Origin of the sequence: Marinobacter sp., from assembly GCF_041687235.1 — a bacterium.
In the GTDB taxonomy this organism is placed as follows: Bacteria; Pseudomonadota; Gammaproteobacteria; order Pseudomonadales; family Oleiphilaceae; genus Marinobacter.
On record NZ_JAWLCH010000001.1, the window covers coordinates 348,253 to 371,248 of the forward strand.

The window sequence follows — 22,996 nt, forward strand, 5'->3', positions numbered from 1 at the left end:
GTGGAACAGGTCCTGAAGAAGAACAGGAAGCGCCTGCAAAACCAGACCCCGGCGTGGATTGTCACCTTTGCCGATCTGGCCACCCTGCTGCTGACCTTTTTCATATTGCTGCTTTCGTTTGCCGAGATGGACGTCGAGAAGTACCGGGCCATGGCCAACTCCATGGCAGTGGCCTTTGGTTCCAGCAATGTCCTGGACGAGGATGTCGGTGGTTCCCCCCTGACCATGATTGAATCGGACACGGTATCCCTTCCCGAGCCAACGGAATCCCAGACCCGGGAGCCCGAGTTCATTGACGAGCGGGCCGAAGGTGCCGCGCCCACCCAGATTCCCGGTGGGGTGATCGACCTGGCCAGCCGGATGATCCGGGAGCTGGAGTCTGAAGTGGCCTCCGAGGCCCTGAGTGTCAATTATGATGAGAACCAGGTGGTGATCCGCTTCTCCGAGGAGGCCACCTTCCGTTCCGGCGACGCGGCCATCAAGCCGGAGATGATTCCCATCATCGAGCGGGTGGTGAATGTGCTGTCCGCCTGTACCGGTGATGTCCTGGTGTCCGGCTATACCGATGATCGGCCCATAGCCAGCAACCGGTATCGCTCCAACTGGGACCTTTCGGCCGCCCGTGCGGTTTCCGTGGTGCACGAGCTGGTCTTGAACCGCCAGGTACCGGCCGAGCGCGTGGTGGCGGCCGGGCGTGCCGAGACCAACCCGCTGGCGCCCAACGACACGCCGGAAAATCGGGCCCTGAACCGCCGGGTGGAAATCGCCATTCGCAATCCCGAATGCAGCGACGAGGTGCCCACGGGCGACTTGCCGGTCGAAATCATGCCCTGACAGCCTGTCGTAATGCCGCGAGGCCTTATATCCGGCGCGCAGTTTCTCATTCGTAATCCATATAACTGCCGAGCTTTCAGGGCTTTATACTGTGCGCCCAATAATTGACTGGCAGAGTAAAGCGAGAGAGCAAGCATGAGTGGACCGGATAAGCCAAAAGTCATTGGTGAAGAATGGAGCGACGAGCGGGTCAGGAGTTTCCTGGATATCCGCCCCTGGGATGCTGCGGAGAATGTCGACTACAATGCCTTGTTGAAAGCCTACCAGGCCATGCGGGCGGAGGATTTCGAACGCTTTATCGGATTTTTCGTTGCTGAAGGCCGGGATCTGAATGCCACTGGCCCGGAGGGGGAAACCATTCTGGATCTGATCTCCCGGCATCGCCGCAGTGTGGATTATGCAACGGCACTGCAAAATGCCGGTGCCAAAAAAACGACCGCAGCCGGGAACTGATCCCGATGCGGTCGTGGGTCGTTGCCTGAGGTTGTCGGCGTTTACTGCACGTCGACTTCAATGGCCTTGGGCTCTTTCGGCTCGGCTTTCTGGAGCGTCAGGGTCAGCATCCCGTCCTTGAAGTTGGCCTTAACACTGTTTTCATCGACATTGTCCGGCAGCGTAAAGCGCCGCAGGAAGCTGCCGTAGAAACGCTCTATCCGGTGGTGCTTCTTGTCGTCGGTCTCGTTCTCACTTTTGCGTTCACCCTGAATACTCAGAACGCCCTCGTGTACCGTCACTTTGACGTCTTCCTTTGACATCCCCGGCAACTCGGCCTCAATGGTGAAGGCCTCGGGGGTCTCCTTGATGTCCACGGCCGGAGCCCAGTCGCTGCGGCTGAACATATCTTTGCTTTCCCGTTCGCCTGCCGAGCGGGTCAGGCCGAACATGCGGTTATAGCGGTTCATCAGGTCTTCGAACTCATTGACCGGATTCCAGCGGGTAAGATTGCTCATAAAGCATCCCTCCTTTTCAAACGAAACGAATCTGAATAATTGGCTATCAGCTTCGATCGCGGAACAGCTCCATGCCGGTGGCGCCAGCCGGATGGTTATCCGTGAACCTCTGCTACTACCGAATGTAGGTGCAGTACGGACCATTTCAAGGGTCTGGTTGATCGAAATTTGACCGGCATCAAGCCCGCCTCAGAATTCTCCGAAATGCCGGTGCAGGAAGGGACGGAAACGGCTCATGGTGGCTCCGGCTGTATCCGGATCTGGCCGGATGCCGGGGCGGAATCCCGGTAACTCTCCGGACAGGAAGGGGTCGATCAGCGACGGATCGGCACTGATGACATGCACAACCACGTCCCGGCTGGCGTCCTCGCCAGTGATCAGGGGTGCCGGTTGATGATCTCCCAGGATGATCAGCAGTGCGTCTTCCCCGAGGTAACGGGTGGCGAATCCTCCGGCGGTTTCCAGCGCATAGGCAATGGCTTTTCCGTAGTGCTGGCGAACCCGCTCCGGGTCACGCCACAGCGAGACGGGCGCCTCGCCGGCATCCTCCCAGCGCCGGAACACCTCGCCGTCGCCTATGGCTTCCCAGTCATCGAGCACCGGCAGTATCGGAACCCAGGGCGCGTGGCTACTGATCAGCGCCAGCTCTGCAAACAGCGGCCCCTGGTTTTCCTCCCGGATCGCCTGAAACCGGCGCCAGGTGTACTGGTCGGGCATGGTAACCCAGTTGAATGGCGGCCCCTGGTAACCCAGGTCATCGTGATCGTAGATCCGGTCGTAGCGAAACAGCCGGCCCTCGGGCCAGGTCTGGGTGATGGCAGGCATCAATGCCACCGTCTGGTGGCCGGTGCTGCGGAAGTCGTCCACCAGGGTGGCGTAGCTGCTGCTGAGCAGGGTTTCATAGGCGAGTTGGTTGTGGATCCACTGACCACTCAGAACCGACAGGTGTCCAAGCCAGGATTGACCACCCTGGATGGGCGATTGCAGCCGGCCGGTAGCGACCTTGAGCCCGGCGGCGTCCAGTTCCAGGGCCATGGCATCCAGGCTTGGCCCCACCAACGAGCGGTAGCGCTCGTCGGTAACCGTTGATATCCCGTAAGACTCGATAAAACCCAGGATCACATCCCTGTCGGCCAGTCGCTGCAAGGGTGTGGGTTGGCTTCCCCGCCCCGCCCGTGCGTCGAGCTCGTCCGCAAAGCTCCGGGTCGTCTGGTGCGTGTGGCTGATCAGCGAGGCCTGATTGGCCATGAATGCCAGCGCCGGGCTGCCAATCCACGGCGTCACAGTTCCGGCAAGAAACAGACCTGTCGCCATCCAGAGCGGTTTGCCCAGGTGTTCCGGAGAATGATGTTTCAGCCTCTCCAGGCTGTGGCGGACTAACCAGCCCAGGCCGAGAAGAGCGCCCACCAGAACCCCCAGAGCCGACGCGGCAACGATGGCGCCCAGATTGGTGTCCAACAAATGCCAGGCAGCTCCAAGCATGTCGGCTTCCAGATACAGGTTAAGCCCGCGGCCCAGGCTTTCCCGCACCAGGGCGTCAGCCAGAACCAGCAATGCCAGCAGGCCGTAGGCAACCGCCAGCGCCAGGGTGAACCGGTCACGCCGAGCCGGATCCTGCAGCCCGCACAGGGCGGCCCAAATCACCAGTGCTTCCATTGAGAGCCAGGGGCTGGCGCCCGGCAATGCCCGGGTCGGAAACAGGAACAGTCCGTTCAGCAGCAGAAGCCAGATCAGCATCAGAAAACCCGGTCCTCAGGCGCTGGCGGTGCATACTGGTATAGCCATGTCTCGGTAAGTGCCTGGCTGCCCAGTCTGAGGAAAAGTCTCAGCTCAATAGGATCGGTGCTGTCGTCAGGGATCAGATCAAACATCGCCCGGAAGCCCCGGATCTCCTCCAGGGGCCGGGCGGATATCAGCTCTGCCCGGCCCCGGCTGGTGGTGACCATAGCCTCTACTCCGGCATCTCCGTCCAGCATGCCCAGGGTTCCGCCGGCGAAATCAACGACAAATCGTCGGGAGAAATAGGTGCGCGGCTGACCAACTACGCCACCAATGCCGGTCCGGGTTGCCCGGGCCGTGGCGAGTTCAATCGCCTGGTCTGGCATGTTTTCGCCCCAGGTCAGGCGATAACTGACCCGGTATTCCTTTCCGGGTTGCCAGGCGGTCGCCGGGTTCCAGAAGGCAACGATGTTGTCGAAGGTTTCGTCCCGGGTCGGAATCTCAACCAGCACCACGGCCCCTTCGCCCCAGTCCTCGCCGGGTGCAACCCACAGGCTGGGGCGCTGCTCGTAGAACACGCCGTCATCCTGATAATGCTGGAAGTTCCGGTCTCGCTGAAGCAGCCCAAAACCCCGGGGGGCCTGATCCACGAAATGACTGACCCGGACCTCCTCGGGGTTGGTGAGGGGCCGCCAGATTCGCTCACCGTTCCCGGTCCAGAGGGCAAGCCCGTCTGAATCGTGAATTTCCGGCCGCCAGTCGTTGGCCATCCGACGGTCATTCTCACCGGTCTGGTACATACTGGTCAGTGGCGCCACACCGAAACGTTCCAGGGGTTTACGTGGGTAAATCGCTGCGGACACGGCCATATCCAGGTTGCGGCCCGGATGAATCACAAATCGGTAAGCCCCGGTCAGACTTGGCGAATCCAGTAATGCGTAAACCGTCAGATGCAGATCCCCCGGCTCGGGTCGTTGCAGCCAGAAGGCCCGGAAACGGGGGAATTCTTCAGCCACTGGCAGTCCGGTATTGACCGCAAATCCACGCGCCGAGAGCCCATACTGGCGGGACTCGCCGACCGCACGGAAGTAGCTCGCACCCAGAAACGCCGCCAGGTCCCGGTCGAAATCCTGGTGAAAGTGCAGCCGGAACCCGGCGTAACCCAGATCGGCTGGCAAGTCCGACAGACCGGTGTTGCCGCCGTAGTCAAAATGCTCCGATTGATAGTCCAGGGCATGGGGATGGCCATCAACCACCTCGTAGAACCGGACAGGCTCCAGAAAAAACAGTCCCAGATGGAAAAACTGCACCTGAAACGCACTGTCATGGTTACGCCAGAGTGCCTGCTCAGGTCGGTAGCGGATGGCCTGATATTGGTCCCAGTCCAGAGAGCGGAGGGCCGGGGGCAGCGAACCACGGGCAGACTGATAGGCGTGTTCTGCCAGTTGCCGTGCATGTCCACATAACCAGTCGTAGCTGAACGCCTGCCCACTACCGGAGGGTCTTTGTCTGTCTGAAGCCAGTATCCGGCCAGTTCCCGTGAGCGCGAATGGCAGACCTGCGGAAAGGGCAAGCCCGAGCTTCAGGAGGCGGCGTCTATCCATAGGATCTCCTTCCGTCTTTGGGGTTCTGGCGCCAGATCCGGCCCGGCATGCCACCTCACCGATTGGGCCATGCGCGCGAGTGCAAGGCCCCAGGGCGACCCCGGTTTAGAACGCCAGGCTCGCAAATGCAACGACTCCATCGCCTCCCGGTGATTGCAGATCAGGCTGAGCTCCCGTTGGCTGAGGCCCGAACTGCCTGCGCTTGCGCAGCGTTCTACCAGGCGCGCCAGGGCTTGTCGTTTTCTGCCGGCGATGGTCCGGGGAGGTGACTGTGCCGGCCTTGCCCGGGGGGGCGACAGAACGGCCTGCTCAAACCAGCTCAGCGTTTCCCAACGCTGGTGCTGACACAGCGGGAGTGTTGAACGGGCCAACTCAATAACGCCGGCACCCGGATCATCCTCCGGCACCCGGAGCCAGGCTTCGCGCCCGGGTGCACAGTTCAGCCAGCCGGCCAACAGCGAGGCCAGCAGCACGGGCAGAACCACTGGCAGGGCCCAGGGAAGCAGGCCCGGCGCGTGCCACTGGATAACGGCGAGGGTTCCACCGGCGAGGGTCATTGCCGGGCCAAAACGCTGGAAACTGACTCGCCAATCGGCACTGCCTGCCCGGTTCTGGCCCTGCCAGCTAAGCCGTAAGTTGAGCAGCGCGCTGAACACGTGGAGGGTGTGAGCAAACATCCGGATGGGGGCGAGCGCCAGCGCGACGAGTGTTTCGATAACGGTGCTGATGCCGAGCTGAACGACACCGCCGAACGGCTCCGTGCGTTTTGCCAGGGCCCGATCACAAACCGCGAGAATTCGGGGAACAAAAAGCAGAAGCGCGGTCACTGCCAGCAGCAGCGCACCGGAACTGGAGCCGGCCCCGGAGCTGGCCAACACTCCGGGTAATGCGGGCGTGGGCTCCGGGCTGGCCAGTGCCACATAGCCGGACAGGCCCAGGAAAATCAGCCAGAGTGGAGAGGCCAGGTAGGAAACAATACCGGTCACCAGGGCCATTCGGTGGGCAAATCTGAGGTTGCCCAATGTGGCCAGCAACCAGAGATGCTGCAGATTGCCACGGCACCAGCGACGGTCCCGCGTCAGATCGTCCTCAAGGGTCGGGGGCGACTCTTCGAAACTGCCATTGATGGCCGGTTCCAGCCACACCTCATAGCCGGCGCGGCCCATCAGGGCGGCTTCGATAAAGTCATGGCTGAGCACCGGCCCTTTGAACAGGCCAAACCCTCTGAGTTTACGAAGGCCGCAATGGCGCATGAACGGGGCGACCCGAATGATGGCGTTGTGGCCCCAATAGGTCGCTTCGCCCAGCTGGATAGCGGCCAGCCCGGCGCCATACAGCCGCCCGTAACATCGATTGGCAAACTGTTGCAGACGTGCGAAGCGGGTCTGGCCCCGGGCCAGGCGGGGCATAGTCTGGATAATACCCGCCCGGGGCCGGGCTTCCATCAGATCAATCAGCCGGGTGATGCAACTGGCACTGAGCAGACTGTCGGCATCCAGCACCACCATGTATCGGTACCGACGTCCCCAGCGCCGCAGGAAGTCGGCGATATTGCCGCTCTTGAAGTTCAGGTTTACGGTGCGGCGGCGGTAGAACAGGCGGTGGTGGGCGCCCAGCTGATCGCACAATTCCGCGCACAACGCCTGTTCTTCGAGCCAGACTTCCGGGTCCCGACTGTCCGAGAGCACATAGAAATCCACAGCGCCGGTTTGCCCCTGTTGTTCAAGGTCCCGGTAAATCGCCCTCAGCCCGCCAAGGGTTCTCTGCACCGGCTCGTGGCAGATGGGCAGGACCACCGCCGTCGGGGCAACTCGCGTACTGGCCGGTTCCGGTGGACCCACGCATCGGGACAGACTCCAGGGATCGCCACCACAACGAAGTGTCACAAATCCGAAAACGGCAGTCCAGAAGCCCACGCCGATCCAGGCAAACAGAGCCCCGAAGACCGCAATCAGCAGGGTCGTTATCCAACGCCCCGGAAAATCGGGCAGGCTCAACGCGAACAGTGCTGTTCCGGCCAGGGTCTGTGCCGCAACAAGCGTTGCCAGCAGCAGGCGCCGACGAAAGGCAACCGGATGCCACGAACCGGTATCATTCACTGGGGTACCTAATGCTGCCCCGGGCGATAGGGGGCAGAGGGCTTTGCGGATTCGAACCTGACAGGTCAAACCAGTGAGGTATTTGCTCCAGTAGCTGCGAGGTGCTCAGAGCCTTATGTTCACTCTGAAAGGTCTGGATCATGGCATGAAGGCGTGAGCGTGTCTCAGCACCGGTGTCATGGCCGGCGGCACGGAGGTATAGCAATGCTCGATCAAACGAACGACCTGATAGTTCCACAAGGGTCTCCGGGATGTGAGGACACCCCGGAACATACGGCAACGGCCCGGGGTTCAGACCACTGGCTTACTGATCATTGAGATACTCATCCTTGAGCCGGACATAGTTGGCGGCGGTATATTTAAAGAAGCCCCGCTCCTTGTCTGTCAGCGCCCGGGCCTTTTTACAGGGTGATCCCACGTAAAGATGTCCGGATTCCAGGGTCTTTCCGGGCGGCACCAGACAGCCAGCGGCAACAATCACCTCGTCCTCGACGACCGCCCCGTCCATAATGATGCAGCCCATGCCCACCAGCACCCGGCTGCCTATGGTGCAGCCATGCAGCAGCGCCTTGTGGCCGACCGTCACATCGTCGCCCAGTGTGAGCGGGTAACCACCTGGGTTGTAGTCACTGGCGTGGGTGATATGCAGGACCGACCCATCCTGGATGCTGCATCGATGCCCGATACGGATTTTGTGCATATCGCCACGCACCACGGTCATCGGCCAGATGGACACATCATCGCCGGTTTCCACATCGCCAATCACCACCGCACTTGGATCTACCCACGCCCGTTCCCCAAAATATGGCGTGATACCCTTGTGTGAACGTATATTCGTCATTACATAGTACCTGTGTTCTTGAATGTTCAGGTTTACCCCGAGGCCCGAGGCAGCTCTGGGAGAGGCCTTTCCAAAACTGTCTGTCGCCACGGATGGCGACAGTCAAGCGTCACAGGGACGTGCCGCAAGGAGCGTGTTTTGGAAAGGCCTCTCCCACAGATGCCAGCCCCAAGGGGTTTAAGGCACCAAATTACCCAAGATTCGACTAGCTGAGAAGGGATCCTATGAATAACCCGCTACTGACCGACGACCTGTTGCCGAAATTTGACCATGTCCGCACCGAGCACATGGAAACGGCAATTGACCAGATTCTCAGTGAAAACCGGATGAAAATCAGCCAGCTGGCCGAGCAGGAGGAGCCCACTTGGGAAACCCTGGCCCAGCCGATGCAGGCGCTGGATGACAAACTGAGTAACGCCTGGTCGGTGATTTCGCACCTGAACGGCGTGATGAACAACGACGAGCTGCGCAAGGTTTACAAGAACTGCCTGGAGAAGCTCACCGAGTACAGCACCGAGGTGAGCCAGAACGCAGCCCTCTGCAACGCTTACAAGAAGCTGGCCGAGCGAGACGATTTCAAGAACCTGAACGAAGCCCAGCGCAAGTCTGTGGAAAACACCCTGCGGGATTTCCATCTGGGTGGCGTGGACCTGCCGGACGACAAGAAAAAGCAGTACGCTGATTTGTCCCGGGAGCTGTCCGAGCTGTCCAACAAGTTCAGCGACAACGTGCTGGATGCGACCCAGCACTGGTTCAAACACATTACCGATGTTGATGAGCTGGCCGGTGTTCCCGAAACGGCCATTGAGAGTGCCAAGCAGGCGGCCCGCCAGAAAGATCTGGACGGCTATGTGATTACCCTGGATTTCCCCAGCTTCTTCCCGGTCATGACCTATTGCGATAACCGTGAGCTGCGCCGGGAAGTCTACGAGGCCTTTGTGACTCGCGCCTCCGACCAGGGACCGGACGCCGGCCAGTGGGACAACACCCCGGTGATGGCGGAAATCCTCAAGCGTCGTCATGCACAGGCCAAGCTGCTGGGCTTTGACAACTACGCCGAGCGCTCCCTGGCCACCAAGATGGCCCGCAGCAGCGACGAGGTGCTGGGCTTCCTGAACCAGTTGGCGGCCAAGTCCAAGCCCCAGGCCGAGAAAGAATTTGCCGAGCTGAAGGCGTTCGCAAAAGACGAATACGGCGCCGAGGAGCTGCAAGCCTGGGATATCGGCTATTACAGCGAGAAACTGCGCCAGAAACGCTACGATATTTCCCCGGAAACCCTGCGCCCCTGGTTCCCGGTGAACAAGGTGGTGCCCGGCCTGTTCCGGGTAGCCGAGAAACTGTTCGACGTGCAGATTGAAGCGAAGCCGGAGGTAGAAACCTGGCACGAGGATGCCACTGCCTACTGCATCAGCCGCAATGGCGAGCCCCTGGCCTGGTTCTATCTTGACCTGTACGCCCGCCAGGGCAAACGTGGCGGTGCCTGGATGGCCGATTGCCGCGTGCGCTGGCGCAACCTCCGTGGCCAGCTCCAGCTACCGGTGGCTTTCCTGACCTGCAACTTCACACCGCCTGTGAACGGCAAGCCGTCGCTGCTGACCCACGATGAGGTCACCACTCTGTTCCACGAGTTCGGCCATGGTCTGCATCACATGCTCACCCAGGTGGATGTGCTGGATGTATCCGGCATCAACGGTGTCGCCTGGGACGCCGTCGAGCTGCCCAGCCAGTTTCTGGAAAACTGGTGCTGGAATCCGGAATCCCTGGGCCTGATCGCCTCGCATCACGAGACCGGTGAACCGCTACCGGAAGACCTGCTGCAGAAACTGCTGGCGGCGAAGAACTTCCAGTCCGGAATGGCGATGGTGCGTCAGCTCGAATTTTCTTTGTTCGACTTCCGTCTGCACGCGGAATTCACCGACGAGGCACCCACCAATCCGCTGGACATGCACCGCAAGGTGCGCAGTGAGATTGCGGTGGTGGAAGCACCGGAATTCAACCGCTTCCCCAACTCCTTCTCGCACATCTTTGCCGGTGGCTACGCCGCAGGCTACTACAGCTACAAGTGGGCGGAAGTGCTGGCGGCCGATGCCTTCTCCCTGTTCGAGGAAAAAGGCATCTTCGACCCGGAAACCGGCAAGGCCTTCCTCCACAACATTCTGGAGAAAGGCGGCTCGCAGGAACCCATGGAGCTGTTCAAGGCCTTCCGGGGTCGTGAACCGCAGGTGGATGCGCTACTGAAACAAACCGGCATCACGGACGAAGCTGCCTGACGATAGCGAGGGTTGTTTTGCAGCCTTTGGAGCGGATCCGGTTGATGTCGGATTACGCTTTGCTAATCCGACCTACATGACGTTTCGAGTCAGGCATGGCCAGAGCATGTAGGTCGGGTTAGGCCAACGGCCGTAACCCGACAACCACTGCCCAAATTTACGGGAGTCTTAATATGGCGAGTCCAAAACGTTTTATCGCCGGCGCCGTCTGTCCCCGCTGCGCGGAGATGGACAAGATCATGATGTTCACCACCGATGACGATGACCAGGTCCGCGAATGCGTGGCCTGCGGCTTCACCGATGCGGTGTCCGATGCCGAGCAACCGGCCAATCCGGAACTCGAGACGCGGGTGAACAAGCGCAAGAACGAGGACGATCACACCGTCAAGCAGGTGGTGTTTTTCAAGTCTGCTGCCGATGACGAGGATTAATTATTATCTCTCCCAGCCTGGTTTTTGAGGGGGTGAGAGGCCATGGGGGTGCTTTTCTTCTGGGGAAAAGCAACTCGCTGCGCTCAGACATCTTTTCCCCGCCAGAAAAGCACACCCACACCCTCTCGATCTGACTCAAAAGATATCTCTTGAGCAACCAATCTTTTCAGCGATATCTGAGGGTTCCTATGTGAGGGGGCCGGGGTATTTTTCCCGCCGGAAATTGATGTCTGAGCGAAGCGAGTTGCCATTTCCAAGGGCAAAATACCCCGGCCCCCTCGCAGCCCGCCAACAAGCAGGCTACAAGGAACAGCGAACTTCGAGTTTCGAACTCAGAGAACCATAGCCGCCAACCACCCAAAGCCAAGCAGCGGCAGGTTGTAGTGCAGGAACGTTGGCACCACGGTATCCCAGATGTGGTTGTGCTGACCGTCGACGTTCAGGCCGGCGGTGGGGCCGAGCGTGGAGTCGGAGGCCGGGGAGCCGGCATCACCGAGCGCGCCGGCGGTGCCCACCAGGGCCACGATGGCCAGGGGGCTGAAGCCCATTTCCAGGGCCAGGGGCACGTACAGGGCGGCGATGATGGGAATGGTGGAGAAGGACGAACCAATGCCCATGGTGATCAGCAGGCCCACAACCAGCATCAGGAAGGCCGCCATCGCCTTGTTTTCGCCGATGGTGGCGACAGAGCTCTGTACCAAAGTGGCGATGTCGCCGGTTTCCCGCATCACTTCCGCAAACCCCGAGGCGGCGATCATGATGAAACCGATCATCGCCAGCATTTTCATGCCCTCGGTGAACAGGTCATCGGCTTCTTTCCACTTCACCACGCCCGAGATATTGAACAACACGAAGCCCGCCAGGGCGCCCAGGATCATGGAGCCGAGCCAGAGCTGCACCACGAACGCCGTGACGATGGCTACCATGGCCATAATCAGGGTGCGAGGGCTGTAGTTCACGTCGACCTTCTCCGTGCGGGCTATGGTCTCCATGTTGTAGCGGCGTTCGCCGCGATAGCTGAAGAACACTGCGATGATCAGGCCGCAGAGCATACCCAGGGCAGGCAGGGCCATGGCGGACATGACGTTCAGGTCCGTGGCATCGACACCGTTCTCACCGACATTGGCCAACAGGATTTCGTTCAGATAGATGCCGCCAAAGCCTACTGGCAGGAACATATACGGGGTAATCAGTCCGAAGGTCAGTACGCAGGCGACCAGGCGACGGTCCATGTTCAGTTTTGCCATCACGTACAGCAGCGGTGGCACCACCAGGGGAATGAAGGCGATGTGGATCGGCAGGATATTCTGGGACGATATGGCAATGGCCAGCAGCAGGCCCACGATCAGGAATCGGATGCCGTTTGCCGCCGCGCCTTCGTCCTGGCGACCAACCAGGGCCAGGGCCTTGTCGGCCAGGGCGTGGGCCAGCCCCGACTTGCCGATGGCAACAGCGAAGGCCCCCAGGGTGGCGTAGGACAGGGCCACGGTGGCGCCGCCGCCCAGGCCATTATTAAAGGCTTCGATCGTGGCTTCCAGGGACAGTCCGGCGATCAGGCCACCGGAGACGGCGCCGATAATCAGGGCAACAACAACGTGAATGCGGCACAAACTCAGGACGAGCATGATGGCAACCGCAGCAACAACGGCATTCATGGCAAAACTCCGGGTAGGAATTAATGGTCCGCCCAGCCCCTTGTGGGGGCGGGCATCATGAAAAGCGCGGTAATGTGCAGGAAATGGTGGCGGTAGTCAAAGTGGTTATGTAACGATCAGTCTTCGTCGAGACGGGCAAAGCGGGGCACTTGCTCGCCGGCCACTTCCACGGTTTCCCGGAACATGGTCAGAGGGCGCACCCAGAGGCTGAAGTCACCGTACAGGCAGCGGTAAACCACCATCTGCTCTTCGGTCTCGCTGTGCCGGGCGATGCCAAGTACTTCGTAATCCTTGCCCTTGTAGTGGCGGTAGCGACCAGGGCGTATGTCGTTTTTGCGTTCTGTCATTCTCGGCCTCAATGGCTTCGGGCTATGCTGGACCTGCAGTTCCAGGGGACGCAGCGCGCGCAACCGTCTAAACTGGAAAAAACTGCAGGGATGCACAAAGAATCAGTCAGGGCCTGAAAGTGTAGAACACCCGGCCGGGCCCGGAAACCGGAAACAGCTATGATGCGGCAGGTAACCTGCATCCTTCTGATTTTATTATCGCTGGCCTGCCTGGCCAGCATGCCCGTTCAGGCCGCCCCCGTGGCTTTCGAGTGGGTTGAGGCGCCCGCTGATGAGCTGGCGCTGGACGACGTTCGCGCCCTGTCTCCTGACGCGTGGCAGGCGTTTGCCGCCAGTGAGGTGTTCAACCGTGGATTCAGTGATGGCAGTTTCTGGCTGAGAATAGAGATTCCGCCCGAGCCGGCCAACCGGGTGTTGGAGATTGGCTACCCGTTGCTGGATGAAGTATCTGTGCACTGGGTGCTCGATGGTGAGCTGATCCAGAGCCATCACACGGGCGATACCCTGCCGTTCAGCAGCCGACCGATCTATCACCGTAATTTTGTCTTCCTGGTACCTTCAAATACCGAGCCGGTGACCGCGTTTGTCCGGGTCAAAACCCTGGGTTCGGTGCAGATACCCGTCGCGGTCACGCCTTCGGCCGAATTCCTTGCCAATGAGCAGTTCTCTTACGGATGGCAAACGGTGTTTCTGGGCATCATCATCGCGATGGCGCTGTATAACCTGTTCCTGTTTATCATTGTTCGCCATTCTACCTACCTCTGGTACGTGCTGACGGTGGTAGCCACCGGATTGGTCCAGCTCAATTTTCATGGTCTGCTATTCCAGTGGCTGTGGCCAGACGCACCCGGCATCAATCGGTATTTCACGGTTCCGGCCATCAGTGCGGCCCTGGTTTTTGCCGTGACCTTTACCTTGAGGTTCCTGAATGTACGTGGGTACAGCCTGGCGAGTTACCGGTTCCTGGAATTGATCCGGACAGGTGCCGTTTTCACGTTCATCTTCGGGCTTTTTGGCGCCTATCAGGCCGGTATTGTGCTGGTCAGCGTCCTGGCGGCGATGGCAACACCGGCGGCCTGGCTGATTGGCATGCTGGTTTGGCGTAAAGGCCAGATTCTGGGGGGGTTCTATGTGCTCGCCTGGACACCTTTGCTGATCGGCCATCTGATTCTGGCTGTGAGCAAACTGGGTGTCATGCCCCGAAGTTTCCTGACCGAATTCGTGCCCCAGATTGGGGTGGCCCTGGAGGTCATTCTGCTGTCCTTTGCCATGGCCTACCGGATCAACCTTGAGCGCCGTAAACGCCATGAGGCTCAGGAGCAGGCGTTGGCCATCCAGCAGCAGGCCAACCAGACACTGGAAATGCGGGTGCAGGAGCGCACCGAGGAACTGGAGCGGGCGAATGAGCAGCTAAAGGCCATTAGCCTGACGGATGGTCTGACGCACGTTGCCAACCGCCGTCGGTTTGATGAAAAACTTGATGACGAGTGGAAGCGGGCCCAGCGCCACGGCCATCCTTTGAGTCTGTTGCTGCTGGATATCGATCATTTCAAGCGGGTAAATGATGAGCTGGGGCACCTGGTGGGCGATGACTGTCTGACCGAAGTGGCAGCTCTTTGCGCCGCCGAGGTTCAGCGATCCGGGGATCTGCTGGCCCGCTATGGCGGCGAGGAGTTCAGTATCCTGTTACCGGCAACGCCGGAAGACGGCGCGCTCCGGGTTGCCGAGCGGGTACGGCAGGCCGTGGCCCGTTCGCCGGTGCATTCCGGCGAGCGGGTGGCACCGGTCAGCCTGACGGTCAGCGTGGGGGTCGCCACCCTGGTACCGGGCCAGGATATCGAACCCCAGGAGCTGATCCGTCAGGCCGATGAAGCGCTATACGCGGCCAAGGAGTCTGGCCGGAACCGGGTCACGGTTGCACGGGATTCAGGGAAAGCGACGCTGCCCGGCACCTGAGCCGCGGGTCAGTTTTTCAGTTTGTATCGCCCCGGCCCCAGGAAAATCAACGCCACCGCTGTAAACAGGAAAAAGCCCTGAAGTTCCAGCGCCCAGCCACCACTGCGTCCCAGGCTCAAAAGCTCGTTACCGTGAACCAGGATAATGGCAAACAGCATGTTAAAGACAATGAGTAAGGCGCCGATCCGGGTCTGGTAGCCGAGAATAACCATCAGAGGCGCGATGATCTCCCCAACGAACACCCCGTAGGCCAGGAAGGTTGGCAGGCCGTGGCTGGCCAGTTCGCCTTCAATGAAGCCGACGCCGTTAAGCAGCTTGGCAATACCATGAAACAGCATGAGGCCGCCCAGGGTCAGGCGAATAATCAATTTTCCCAGATCAGCGTTTTCGAGCAAGGTACGGGTCTCCGTTTTACAGGTTGCGAATGTCAGGATAGAGCGGCAGCAGCTGTTTGATCAGCCGGTTCTGGGCGCCGGTGGGGATGTCGTTCTTTTCCATGGCCAGAATCAGGTGCTCAGCCAGGGCATTGAACTGGGTATCGGTGATGGCCATATCGGCATGAAGTTCGCGCATCTCCCGACCAGTGTAGGTGCAGGGCCCGCCACTGAGTTCGCACAGCTGATCCGTCAGGTTACGATGAAACCGGCCCACATCCATGCCCTTGAACTGCTGGTTGATGCGTTCATCGTCCACGATCAGGTAAAGCAGGTCTTCCACCACGTTTGCAATGCCCTCACGTTCACCGAGTTGCTGATACAGGGAATCATCGGGCTTGCCGTTGATACTCTGACAACCGCCCAGAAACAGGATCATCGTCAGTAACAGGCCGGGAAACAAGGGTTTGAGGTTTGCGCGGGCCATGATCAGAAACTCCCTTGCAGCGACAGATACAGACCTTGCTGGTCTTCCAGTGTGGCAACGTCACCCAGGTTCACCAGGGCGCCTGTAACAGCCAGGCGACGGTCCGGAACCCAGGCCACGAACAGATCCCACCAGTCGTCTTCGGTGGCAAAGCCCAGGTTATCCGGCTTTTGCCGGTATTCCGCGCCCACCAGCCACTGACGGTTGAGGAACAGCCCGACGCTGCCCTCCATCATCAGTTCGTGGCTGTTGTTACGGTCACCGCCAAAGCCCAGCAGACCGCCCTGGTTGGCCCGGGTTGCCCGGGCGGTCAGGTTGACCAGCAGGTTTCGCTCCATCACCGCGGCAAAGAATAGCTTGCTGCCGCTGACATAGACATCGGTACCGCTGTCATCCCGGGCGCCGATCGCCGAGGGTACGGTGAAATCCCGTTGGCGCTTGTACTGCGCGCCGGCAGACCACTGACCCCAGGGGCTATACAGTACATCACCGACAAGCCGGACCTTGGCGCCGAGAATATCCTGGTTCAGTTCGTCCTGCTCCAGGCCGAAGCCATCCTTGAGGGTAAAAACCAGGCTGTCCAGATCCAGGGTCTGCCGTGCCAGGGTGACCTCCAGACGGTTATTCCAGTTCAGTCCGGCACCGGTGACCGTAAGCGTGTAGTCGTCCACCTCGGCCCGGCTCAGCGCCAGGGTTCCGCCCCACTCCTCGTCGCTGGCGTAACTGCCCAGCAGGGCCCAGGGCACCAGTCCTCCTCCGGCACTGCCCTCAATGGTGGTGACGCCACCGGTGGCCCAGATCCGGCTGCCGATGTCGGCCATGGCGGCAGGTGCGACCAGAAGCGCCATCGTCAGCGAAATCAGACATCTTGTTGTCATTCTGAATACTCCGGATTGGGTTGGGTCAGTTCCTGCTTCCGGGCAGCCAGGGAGCGGGCGGTCTCCGGCAGATCGTCTACGGAAACCGGTCGGCTCAGGTAGAAACCCTGGCCGAGGTTGCAGCCCCACTGCTGAAGCAGCAGCCAGGTGTTCAGGTTTTCGATGCCCTCGGCGACGACTTTCAAGCCGAGGCCGTGGGCCATATCAATGGTGGACCGGACAATCAGTTGGTCCTGGGGTTCGGAATCCAGCTTTAGCACAAAGGATTTATCAATTTTCAGTTCCTGTACCGGAAGCTTGCGCAGCTGGGACAGCGAGGAGTAGCCGGTACCGAAGTCATCCACCGACAGGGTTACACCCAGGTCCCGAAGCTGTTTCAGGGTGGCCATGGCCTCTTCCGGGTCCTCCATCAGGGCACTTTCGGTCACCTCCAGGGTGACCCGCTCCAGGTCGTGGTGCCAGTCCTGGAACGTGTTGGCAATGTGTCGCGTCAGGGCTGGCCAGGTGAGGTCCATGGCGGACAGGTTGATGGCGACGCCCGCGTCAACGCCCTGCTCGTGCCAATGCCGGGCATCGCTGGCGACCCGTTGCAGAATGTGGGCCGTCAGATCATGGATTTGCCCCGATTGTTCAGCGAGAAAGATGAACTCCTCCGGCGAAATGAAGCCCAGTTCCGGGTGAATCCAGCGCACCAGGGCTTCCACCTGCACCAACTCGCCGGTGTGGCTGTTGAGTTTTGGCTGGTAGTTCATGTGCAGCCCGTTGTTCTCGATGGCGGTGTGCAGGTCTGTGATCAGCTTGAGTTCTCTGAGGTGGCTCTCGTCCTGCCCGGGCTGGTAGCGGGTAAAGGGCTCGGGGTGTGCCTCCGCCTGCTCGAACGTCAGATTGAGCCTGCGCCGCAGGGCGTCGGTGTCCGACGCATCCTCCGGTAATTCCATGGTTACCATGGTCACCCGCAGGGAAAAGGGAGTTTTGCCCACCTGTAACGGGGATTCGATGAGGTCGTGCAGTTGCCGGATCCTGTGGTTGCCTTTCTCCGGGGGCAAGGGGGGAATCAGGGCCAGAAACTCACCGCCGCCGGTGCGGGCAACAATCCTGGCATCGGGGAGCTCCTGATGAAGCCGCTTCGAAATGCCGATCAGTACCTTGTCACCAAATTCCAGGCCCAGGGTATCGTTAATGTCGGAGAGGTCGTTAAGACGGATACCGACCAGTGTGCCCCGACGGTTCTCAGCGAATAGCTCGGCGGCGGCCTGCATCAGAGCGTTCCTGTTGCCCAGCCCGGTAACGTCATCATGGGTGGCGGCATAGCGGATCTGCGCCTCCCGTTCCCTGAGGCCCGATAGCATGTCGCGAAGGGCATTGCGCAGCTGGGTCAGTTCGCCGCCGGCCCGGATCTCTGGTGCTGTGGGGGTGTCGCCCTCGCCGATGGAGCGTGCGTAGTTTGCAAGCTGCAACACGGGCCGGCCCAGGGTGCGGGCGATGACCAGCGCCAGAAAAATGGCGAATATCAGAATGGCGGTCACCAGCAGGGCAATTTCCACAGCACGCCGGTAGTAGTTCTGCAGGGTGGCATCGCGGCTGATCAGGAGCACCGCCTGGATGGCCGCCGGGTCTGATTTTCCCAGGTTGATAATGCGGGTGAAAAAGCCGGCGCTTTCAATAAAGTTTTCGTCGCCGGACGCTCCGGCGAGCTCCTGCGCCAGCTTGTCATCGATACGGGTCGTGGCGGCAAAGCTGTTCAGTGCGCCTGTGTCGTCTGATCGGGCCTGAAAGATCACCGAGGTTCCGCTGAGCCGGGCAACGACATCTGCGAGCGCCTGGTCCATGGCAAATCCGGAAACCAGCCAGGCCCTGAGCCCGGGTGCTTCAATCGGGATGACAAGAACCTCATAACCCCTGTCGTCAATCGCCTGGAGTGATCGGGTGAAACCGTTGCGACGGGCGCTGTTCAGCGACTCTTGAGTTATTTCAGGAAAGGGGCGTTGCAGGGTTGAGGCCAGTGTTTCGCCCTGGCTGTTCAGTAACAACGCAAAGTCGGCACCAACCCTCCCGCTGTGGTTTTCCAGGGCGCTGTCGATGGTCGCCGGGTCGCCGCTGGCAATGGCAGAGCGAAAGCCGAAATCCTGGACCACGACACTGAGCCTGGACAGCTCCAGGTCCGTGCGCCGGTCAATGACTTCGTTGGTAAGCCGCTCTCCGATGGCAAGTTGGTCCAGTGCCCGGCTTTTTTCATCCTCGAACAGGTAAACCATCAGCAGGGCAACAATCACCAGGCTGACCAGGGCGACCAGCGAGATCATTGCGGTAATGAGTCGGCCGCGGAACCCGAGACGAGACACCACAGCCATCAAAGCTCCCGAAAGCGCTGCTGGAGGCGGTCCAACGAGCCTTCGGCGGCGGGCTCGGGTTCAAGATCGAGGGTGACGATCGCCGGCTCGCCGGGTTTGATTTCCCGGGTCACCGGTCGGGTGTTGTCGGGCAGTCGCGGATGCCAGATCTCCAATGCCACCGAGTCCTGGCTGCCTTCGATGCGCTGGCGGTCAATGCTCAGGGTAACCTGCCCGGAGGTATCGGTCTGGCCGACGGCGGCGGTATCGGTGACTACGACAAAACCCTGCATGTGGTCGTGAATATTGCAGCCCAGCTCAACGATGCCTGGCTTGTCGAATACGATGGGTGCTTCCGGACGCCCGGCATACAGCTCGATGTTGAACGTCTTGGCTGGCGAGAACGAATAGACATGGTGCTGGGTATTGTCACGATTCGGAAAATCCACGCTGGAGCCGACCGGAATAACGAGTACGTGAGGGTGGAATGCACGATCCTTCTGATAGATTTCGGCAGAAACCGGGGGCGAGTCCCGGTCATCGTCCACAGAAACCACGGCATTGGCCACAGGCTCGGTACGGCCATTCTCGGTAACGATAACTGACAGCTCGTACGGGGCGGCTGATACTGGTGTGGCGGATATAGTCAGGGCCGCCATCAATGCAATGGGTGATGTTCTCATCAATCCTCTGAACCTGTCAGGACAGGCCGGAACCGAGGGAGAATCGAATGTGGTTCCTTACCAGCAGATTTTCCCAGTAATGCCGCATCCAGTCCCAGGCGGCGTTGTTTACCTGATCAACGAAAGGGTCGAGGTTCAGCTCGTAATAGTCCGGCGTGCCTGCTATCTGCAGTACGGTCACGGTGATGGAGTCGTCCAGCTCGTTCGCAAACGGCTCGCCAATGAGCTGATGGGCGAGAAGGTTAGCACGAGTTGCTTCTATATCAACGATTTCGCTGGCTCTGGTGCATCGGTTGTTTTCATACATCTCTTCCATCAGCCGATGGCAGAGATACGCCCGGATAAGCAGGCCATCAATACCGTCATAGCGCACCAAAAGCGCTGACGGCTGGGTAAAATAACGGATGGCGGCGTTCACAAACGGCGCAAACAGATCCGCTTTGCCAGCCTCACGGGCACAGGCTTCGACGCATTCGATCAGCCTGGGTGCCATTTCAATGTACTCAACCACGAACTGGAACAGACAGGTAGCTGGCTGGTATCCCTCGATGGTGACCGCAGAGGGCAGCTCGGCAACCTTTTCATGCAGTTGCCGGAGGAAGGTGCCGGAACGGGCCTCCTTGCGCCGTGCCTGATCAATAATTTCGAGGACTACCTGTGGTGTCATTTCAGGAGATGCCGATGTCTGAACGAATTGAGGTCGCAAGGCGCCTCCCGTTGTTAGCAACTTTTAGCAACGAGTTCCCGGGCAGATATGAAGGGCTGGCTACCACATCGTGCCTGCCTGTTCTGACAAGTGTAGCCGAGATTTTTCCGGCTGCTTTTTCTCCATTGTGAAAATATCCCGTCGTAATGTTACAGATTGAATCCGTGTCACAGGCTGTGGAACCATCGGTCGTTGCGGGTGTGGGACCAGCAAAGCCAGCCCATGCTCAGCGCTCGCGCAACCATCAGTGAGATCAGTGCAAACCAGAGTCCGTGATTGCCCCAGCCTGTGGTCAGCCACCAGACGGGGCCAAACACGGCCAGAGCCGAGAACAGCATGGTGTTTTGCATGTCTCGGGTCCGCGTGGCTCCGATAAACACACCGTCAAGGAGAAAGCCCCAGACCGCAGTGAACGGCAACAGCCATAGCCAGGGAAGGTATCGCCAGGCGGTGGTTCTCACTTCTTCTATACCGGTGAGCAGCGTAATCAGCCAGTGCCCGCCAACAACGAACAGGACCGTCAGCAACAGTGCACCCCACAGCGACCATCTCAGGGCACTGCGAAAGACCACCCGGAACCGACGCCGGCTGCCTTTACCTATGGCTTCGCCAATCAGTGCCTCGGCGGCATTGGCAAAACCGTCCAGGGCATTGGAAATCAGCAGCAGGAATGTGATCAGAACCGCATTGGCCGCCAGGATGGTATCCCCCTGACGGGCGCCCTGGGCTGTGAAGAATGCAAGCACCAGCAGCAGGGCAATGGTGCGCACCATGATGTAGCGGTTTACCTGAAGGATCCTGAGGTAATCCTCCAGTTTGCCGAACAGGGCCCGGGTCAGCGTCTGGCCCTCGGGCATCCGGTTCAACACAATCAGAAATCCAATGGTCGCCGCCCCGTACTCGGCGATCACTGTGGCGATGGCCACGCCGCGGCTGTTCCAGCCAAGCACGGTAACAAACAGGATATCCAGCACAATATTCAGGCCGTTTGCGGCAATCAGCATGATCATGGGGCCCCTGGGAAACTGGGTGCCGATCAGCCAGCCCACCAGGGTGTACTGACACAATACTGCCGGTGCGCTCCAGATCCGGATCGCGGCGTATTCGGCAGCCAGCTCCGTTACGCTCTCACTGGGATTCATCAGGGTCAGACCCGTGTGGATAAGCGGCTGGTGAAGCAGAATGAGTAGCAGGCCGATACCGATCGCCAGCAGCACCGAACGCAGCAACAATGCCACCTGGCTGAAGCTGTCCCGCTTGCCCCAGGCCTGGGCTGCCAGCCCCGTGGTGCCCATCCGCATGAAACCAAAGGTCCAATACAGAATACTGAACAGGTTGGCGCCAACGGCGACGGCGCCCAGGTACTCAGGGCTTTCCAGGTGCCCGAGCACGGCGGTATCCACCAGCCCCAGCAGCGGGACAGTGAGGTTTGTCAGCATCAACGGCCAGGCCAGAGCCCAGAGACGCCGGTCGGTTGCCGGCAGGTGAAAAGTTATATTCCTTTTGATCCTTAAAAATCCTTGCTTAGCTTTTTTGGATTTAGCCGATTTTTTAGTCTTTTCTTGATCTGTGTCTATACTCGACTCTGAGGTATCCGAAAGCAGGCTTCCACTCTGATTTTTCCGGTGTATGCGAGCGCCAGGAAAATCAGCGGGATAACGCAAAATCCGACAAGAATAACACTCTGTGGAGACACAGTATGCGCGTGCACGCTCAGCGGGCAGGTGCCCTTATAGGTGGTCTGATGTTCCCCGCCTGGTCCATGGCGGACTGGACACTGAACATGACCCCGGGGGTGACCGGCACCAGTAATGATATTTTCAGCCTTCATATGACCATACTCTGGATCTGCGTCGTCATTGGCGTCGTGGTCTTCGGAGTCATGTTCTGGTCTATCTTTGCCCACCGAAAATCCCAGGGCGCCAAACCGGCAAACTTTCACGAGAACACCCTGGTCGAAGTTCTCTGGACCATCATACCCTTTGTCATTCTGGTTGTTATGGCGATTCCTGCCACCGCGACACTGGTTGACATGTATGACACCACGGAATCCGAGGTGGACATCAAGATCACCGGGTATCAGTGGAAGTGGCAATACGAATACATTAATGAAGATTTCGGCTACTTCTCAAACCTCTCCACACCCCGCGAGCAGATCGAGAATCGTCAGGTGAAAGGTGAAAACTACCTGCTGGAAGTGGATAACCCGTTGGTGATTCCCGTGGGCAAGAAGGTTCGCTTCCTGCTGACGGCCAATGATGTGATCCACTCCTGGTGGGTGCCGGATTTCGGCGTCAAGAAAGATGCGATCCCCGGCTTCATCAACGAGACCTGGACCCGGGTGGACGAGCCTGGAATCTATCGGGGCCAGTGCACGGAGCTGTGCGGTAAGGATCACGGCTTCATGCCGGTGGTTGTAGAGGCAGTGCCCGAGGAGGAGTACAACGCCTGGGTGGCCGAGCAGAAAGAAGCTGCCGAGCGTGAACGCCAGCTCACAGAGAAAGACTGGACCATGGATGAGCTGATGGAGCGTGGCGAAAAAGCCTATGCCAGCGCCTGTGCAGCGTGTCACCAGCCGAACGGGCAGGGTGCGCCACCAGCCTTCCCCTCCCTGGTTGGAACCCAGGTTGTTACGGAAGATATGGCAGCCCACATCGACATTGTCGTGAACGGTGTTTCGGGAACCGCCATGCAGGCTTTCGGCAATCAGCTGAGTGAAGTGGACCTTGCCGCCGTGATTACCTACGAGCGTAATGCCTGGGGTAACAACACCGGTGATATGGTCACTCCGAAAGAAATATTTGATTACAAGAGCCAGCAGTAATCATCGCC

20 protein-coding genes are annotated in these 22,996 nt (G+C 59.6%); 6 read left to right on the forward strand and 14 right to left on the reverse strand.

Translation table 11 applies throughout. The features are described from left to right. Together ACESMK_RS01440 and ACESMK_RS01445 are read left to right on the forward strand one after the other, a co-directional pair. Entirely contained in the window at window positions 1-834 is an 834-nt protein-coding gene (locus ACESMK_RS01440) for a flagellar motor protein MotB (protein WP_372994542.1), read from the forward strand. Window positions 835-969: 135 nt separating this feature from the next. After that, complete coding sequence (locus ACESMK_RS01445; RefSeq protein ID WP_372994544.1) at window positions 970-1,287, forward strand: PA4642 family protein; 318 nt, start codon at window positions 970-972, stop codon at window positions 1,285-1,287. Between the two features lie 41 nt (window positions 1,288-1,328). On the opposite strand, the gene ACESMK_RS01450 is transcribed toward ACESMK_RS01445, so the two are convergent. The 5 genes from ACESMK_RS01450 to ACESMK_RS01470 all read right to left on the reverse strand — a co-directional run bounded on the left by ACESMK_RS01450 (window position 1,329) and on the right by ACESMK_RS01470 (window position 8,047). Beyond that, window positions 1,329-1,784, reverse strand: a complete 456-nt coding sequence (locus tag ACESMK_RS01450) for an Hsp20/alpha crystallin family protein (RefSeq protein ID WP_372994546.1) — start codon at window positions 1,782-1,784, stop codon at window positions 1,329-1,331. A gap of 189 nt (window positions 1,785-1,973) precedes the next feature. Then, window positions 1,974-3,521, reverse strand: a complete 1,548-nt coding sequence (locus ACESMK_RS01455; protein ID WP_372994548.1) for a sulfatase — start codon at window positions 3,519-3,521, stop codon at window positions 1,974-1,976. Then, the gene (locus ACESMK_RS01460; RefSeq protein ID WP_372994550.1) at window positions 3,521-5,107 is read right to left on the reverse strand and encodes a glucan biosynthesis protein; all 1,587 of its coding nucleotides are present in this window, start codon (window positions 5,105-5,107) and stop codon (window positions 3,521-3,523) included. Before ACESMK_RS01460 ends, ACESMK_RS01455 begins: the two co-directional genes overlap by 1 nt. Beyond that, window positions 5,086-7,206 carry a glucans biosynthesis glucosyltransferase MdoH gene (gene mdoH / locus ACESMK_RS01465; RefSeq protein ID WP_372994552.1) on the reverse strand — a complete coding sequence of 707 codons (2,121 nt, stop codon included), beginning with the start codon at window positions 7,204-7,206 and terminating at the stop codon, window positions 5,086-5,088. Before mdoH ends, ACESMK_RS01460 begins: the two co-directional genes overlap by 22 nt. A 304-nt stretch (window positions 7,207-7,510) precedes the next feature. Further along, window positions 7,511-8,047, reverse strand: a complete 537-nt coding sequence (locus tag ACESMK_RS01470) for a gamma carbonic anhydrase family protein (RefSeq protein ID WP_372994554.1) — start codon at window positions 8,045-8,047, stop codon at window positions 7,511-7,513. A gap of 224 nt (window positions 8,048-8,271) precedes the next feature. Here ACESMK_RS01470 and prlC point away from each other — a divergent pair, with 224 nt between their 5' ends. Further along, window positions 8,272-10,317 carry an oligopeptidase A gene (gene prlC, locus ACESMK_RS01475; RefSeq protein ID WP_372994556.1) on the forward strand — a complete coding sequence of 682 codons (2,046 nt, stop codon included), beginning with the start codon at window positions 8,272-8,274 and terminating at the stop codon, window positions 10,315-10,317. 173 nt (window positions 10,318-10,490) lie between these two features. Beyond that, entirely contained in the window at window positions 10,491-10,748 is a 258-nt protein-coding gene (locus tag ACESMK_RS01480) for a YheV family putative zinc ribbon protein (protein ID WP_372994558.1), read from the forward strand. A 332-nt stretch (window positions 10,749-11,080) separates the two neighbouring features. Here ACESMK_RS01480 and ACESMK_RS01485 read toward each other — a convergent pair whose 3' ends face one another. Together ACESMK_RS01485 and ACESMK_RS01490 are read right to left on the reverse strand one after the other, a co-directional pair. Then, complete coding sequence (locus ACESMK_RS01485) at window positions 11,081-12,403, reverse strand: Na+/H+ antiporter family protein (protein ID WP_372994560.1); 1,323 nt, start codon at window positions 12,401-12,403, stop codon at window positions 11,081-11,083. 116 nt (window positions 12,404-12,519) lie between these two features. Beyond that, window positions 12,520-12,750 carry a DUF1653 domain-containing protein gene (locus ACESMK_RS01490; protein WP_372994562.1) on the reverse strand — a complete coding sequence of 77 codons (231 nt, stop codon included), beginning with the start codon at window positions 12,748-12,750 and terminating at the stop codon, window positions 12,520-12,522. Between the two features lie 159 nt (window positions 12,751-12,909). Between ACESMK_RS01490 and ACESMK_RS01495 the strand changes: the two genes are divergently transcribed. Then, the gene (locus tag ACESMK_RS01495; protein ID WP_372994564.1) at window positions 12,910-14,706 is read left to right on the forward strand and encodes a diguanylate cyclase; all 1,797 of its coding nucleotides are present in this window, start codon (window positions 12,910-12,912) and stop codon (window positions 14,704-14,706) included. A gap of 8 nt (window positions 14,707-14,714) precedes the next feature. Here the strand turns inward: ACESMK_RS01495 and ACESMK_RS01500 are convergent, their stop codons facing one another. The 7 genes from ACESMK_RS01500 to ACESMK_RS01530 all read right to left on the reverse strand — a co-directional run bounded on the left by ACESMK_RS01500 (window position 14,715) and on the right by ACESMK_RS01530 (window position 21,603). Then, complete coding sequence (locus ACESMK_RS01500) at window positions 14,715-15,101, reverse strand: DoxX family protein (protein WP_372994566.1); 387 nt, start codon at window positions 15,099-15,101, stop codon at window positions 14,715-14,717. A gap of 16 nt (window positions 15,102-15,117) precedes the next feature. Continuing rightward, window positions 15,118-15,567: a group I truncated hemoglobin gene (locus tag ACESMK_RS01505; RefSeq protein WP_372994568.1), complete on the reverse strand. Its 450-nt coding sequence runs from the start codon at window positions 15,565-15,567 to the stop codon at window positions 15,118-15,120. 2 nt (window positions 15,568-15,569) lie between these two features. Then, window positions 15,570-16,445: a DUF3034 family protein gene (locus ACESMK_RS01510; protein ID WP_372994570.1), complete on the reverse strand. Its 876-nt coding sequence runs from the start codon at window positions 16,443-16,445 to the stop codon at window positions 15,570-15,572. Next, window positions 16,442-18,796 carry an EAL domain-containing protein gene (locus ACESMK_RS01515; protein WP_372994572.1) on the reverse strand — a complete coding sequence of 785 codons (2,355 nt, stop codon included), beginning with the start codon at window positions 18,794-18,796 and terminating at the stop codon, window positions 16,442-16,444. Before ACESMK_RS01515 ends, ACESMK_RS01510 begins: the two co-directional genes overlap by 4 nt. Next, window positions 18,796-19,458: a methylamine utilization protein gene (locus ACESMK_RS01520; protein WP_372994574.1), complete on the reverse strand. Its 663-nt coding sequence runs from the start codon at window positions 19,456-19,458 to the stop codon at window positions 18,796-18,798. The genes ACESMK_RS01515 and ACESMK_RS01520 overlap by 1 nt, the downstream gene beginning before the upstream one ends. A 16-nt stretch (window positions 19,459-19,474) precedes the next feature. Continuing rightward, on the reverse strand, window positions 19,475-20,125 hold the full coding sequence (locus tag ACESMK_RS01525) for a hypothetical protein (protein WP_372994576.1): 651 nt from the start codon (window positions 20,123-20,125) through the stop codon (window positions 19,475-19,477). Window positions 20,126-20,331: 206 nt separating this feature from the next. Next, a complete protein-coding gene (locus ACESMK_RS01530; protein WP_372994578.1) occupies window positions 20,332-21,603 on the reverse strand; it encodes an MATE family efflux transporter in 1,272 nt (423 codons plus the stop codon). Window positions 21,604-21,863: 260 nt separating this feature from the next. Between ACESMK_RS01530 and coxB the strand changes: the two genes are divergently transcribed. Beyond that, window positions 21,864-22,988, forward strand: coding sequence for a cytochrome c oxidase subunit II (gene coxB, locus ACESMK_RS01535; RefSeq protein WP_372994580.1), 1,125 nt, complete (start codon window positions 21,864-21,866; stop codon window positions 22,986-22,988). Window positions 22,989-22,996 lie beyond the last annotated feature (8 nt).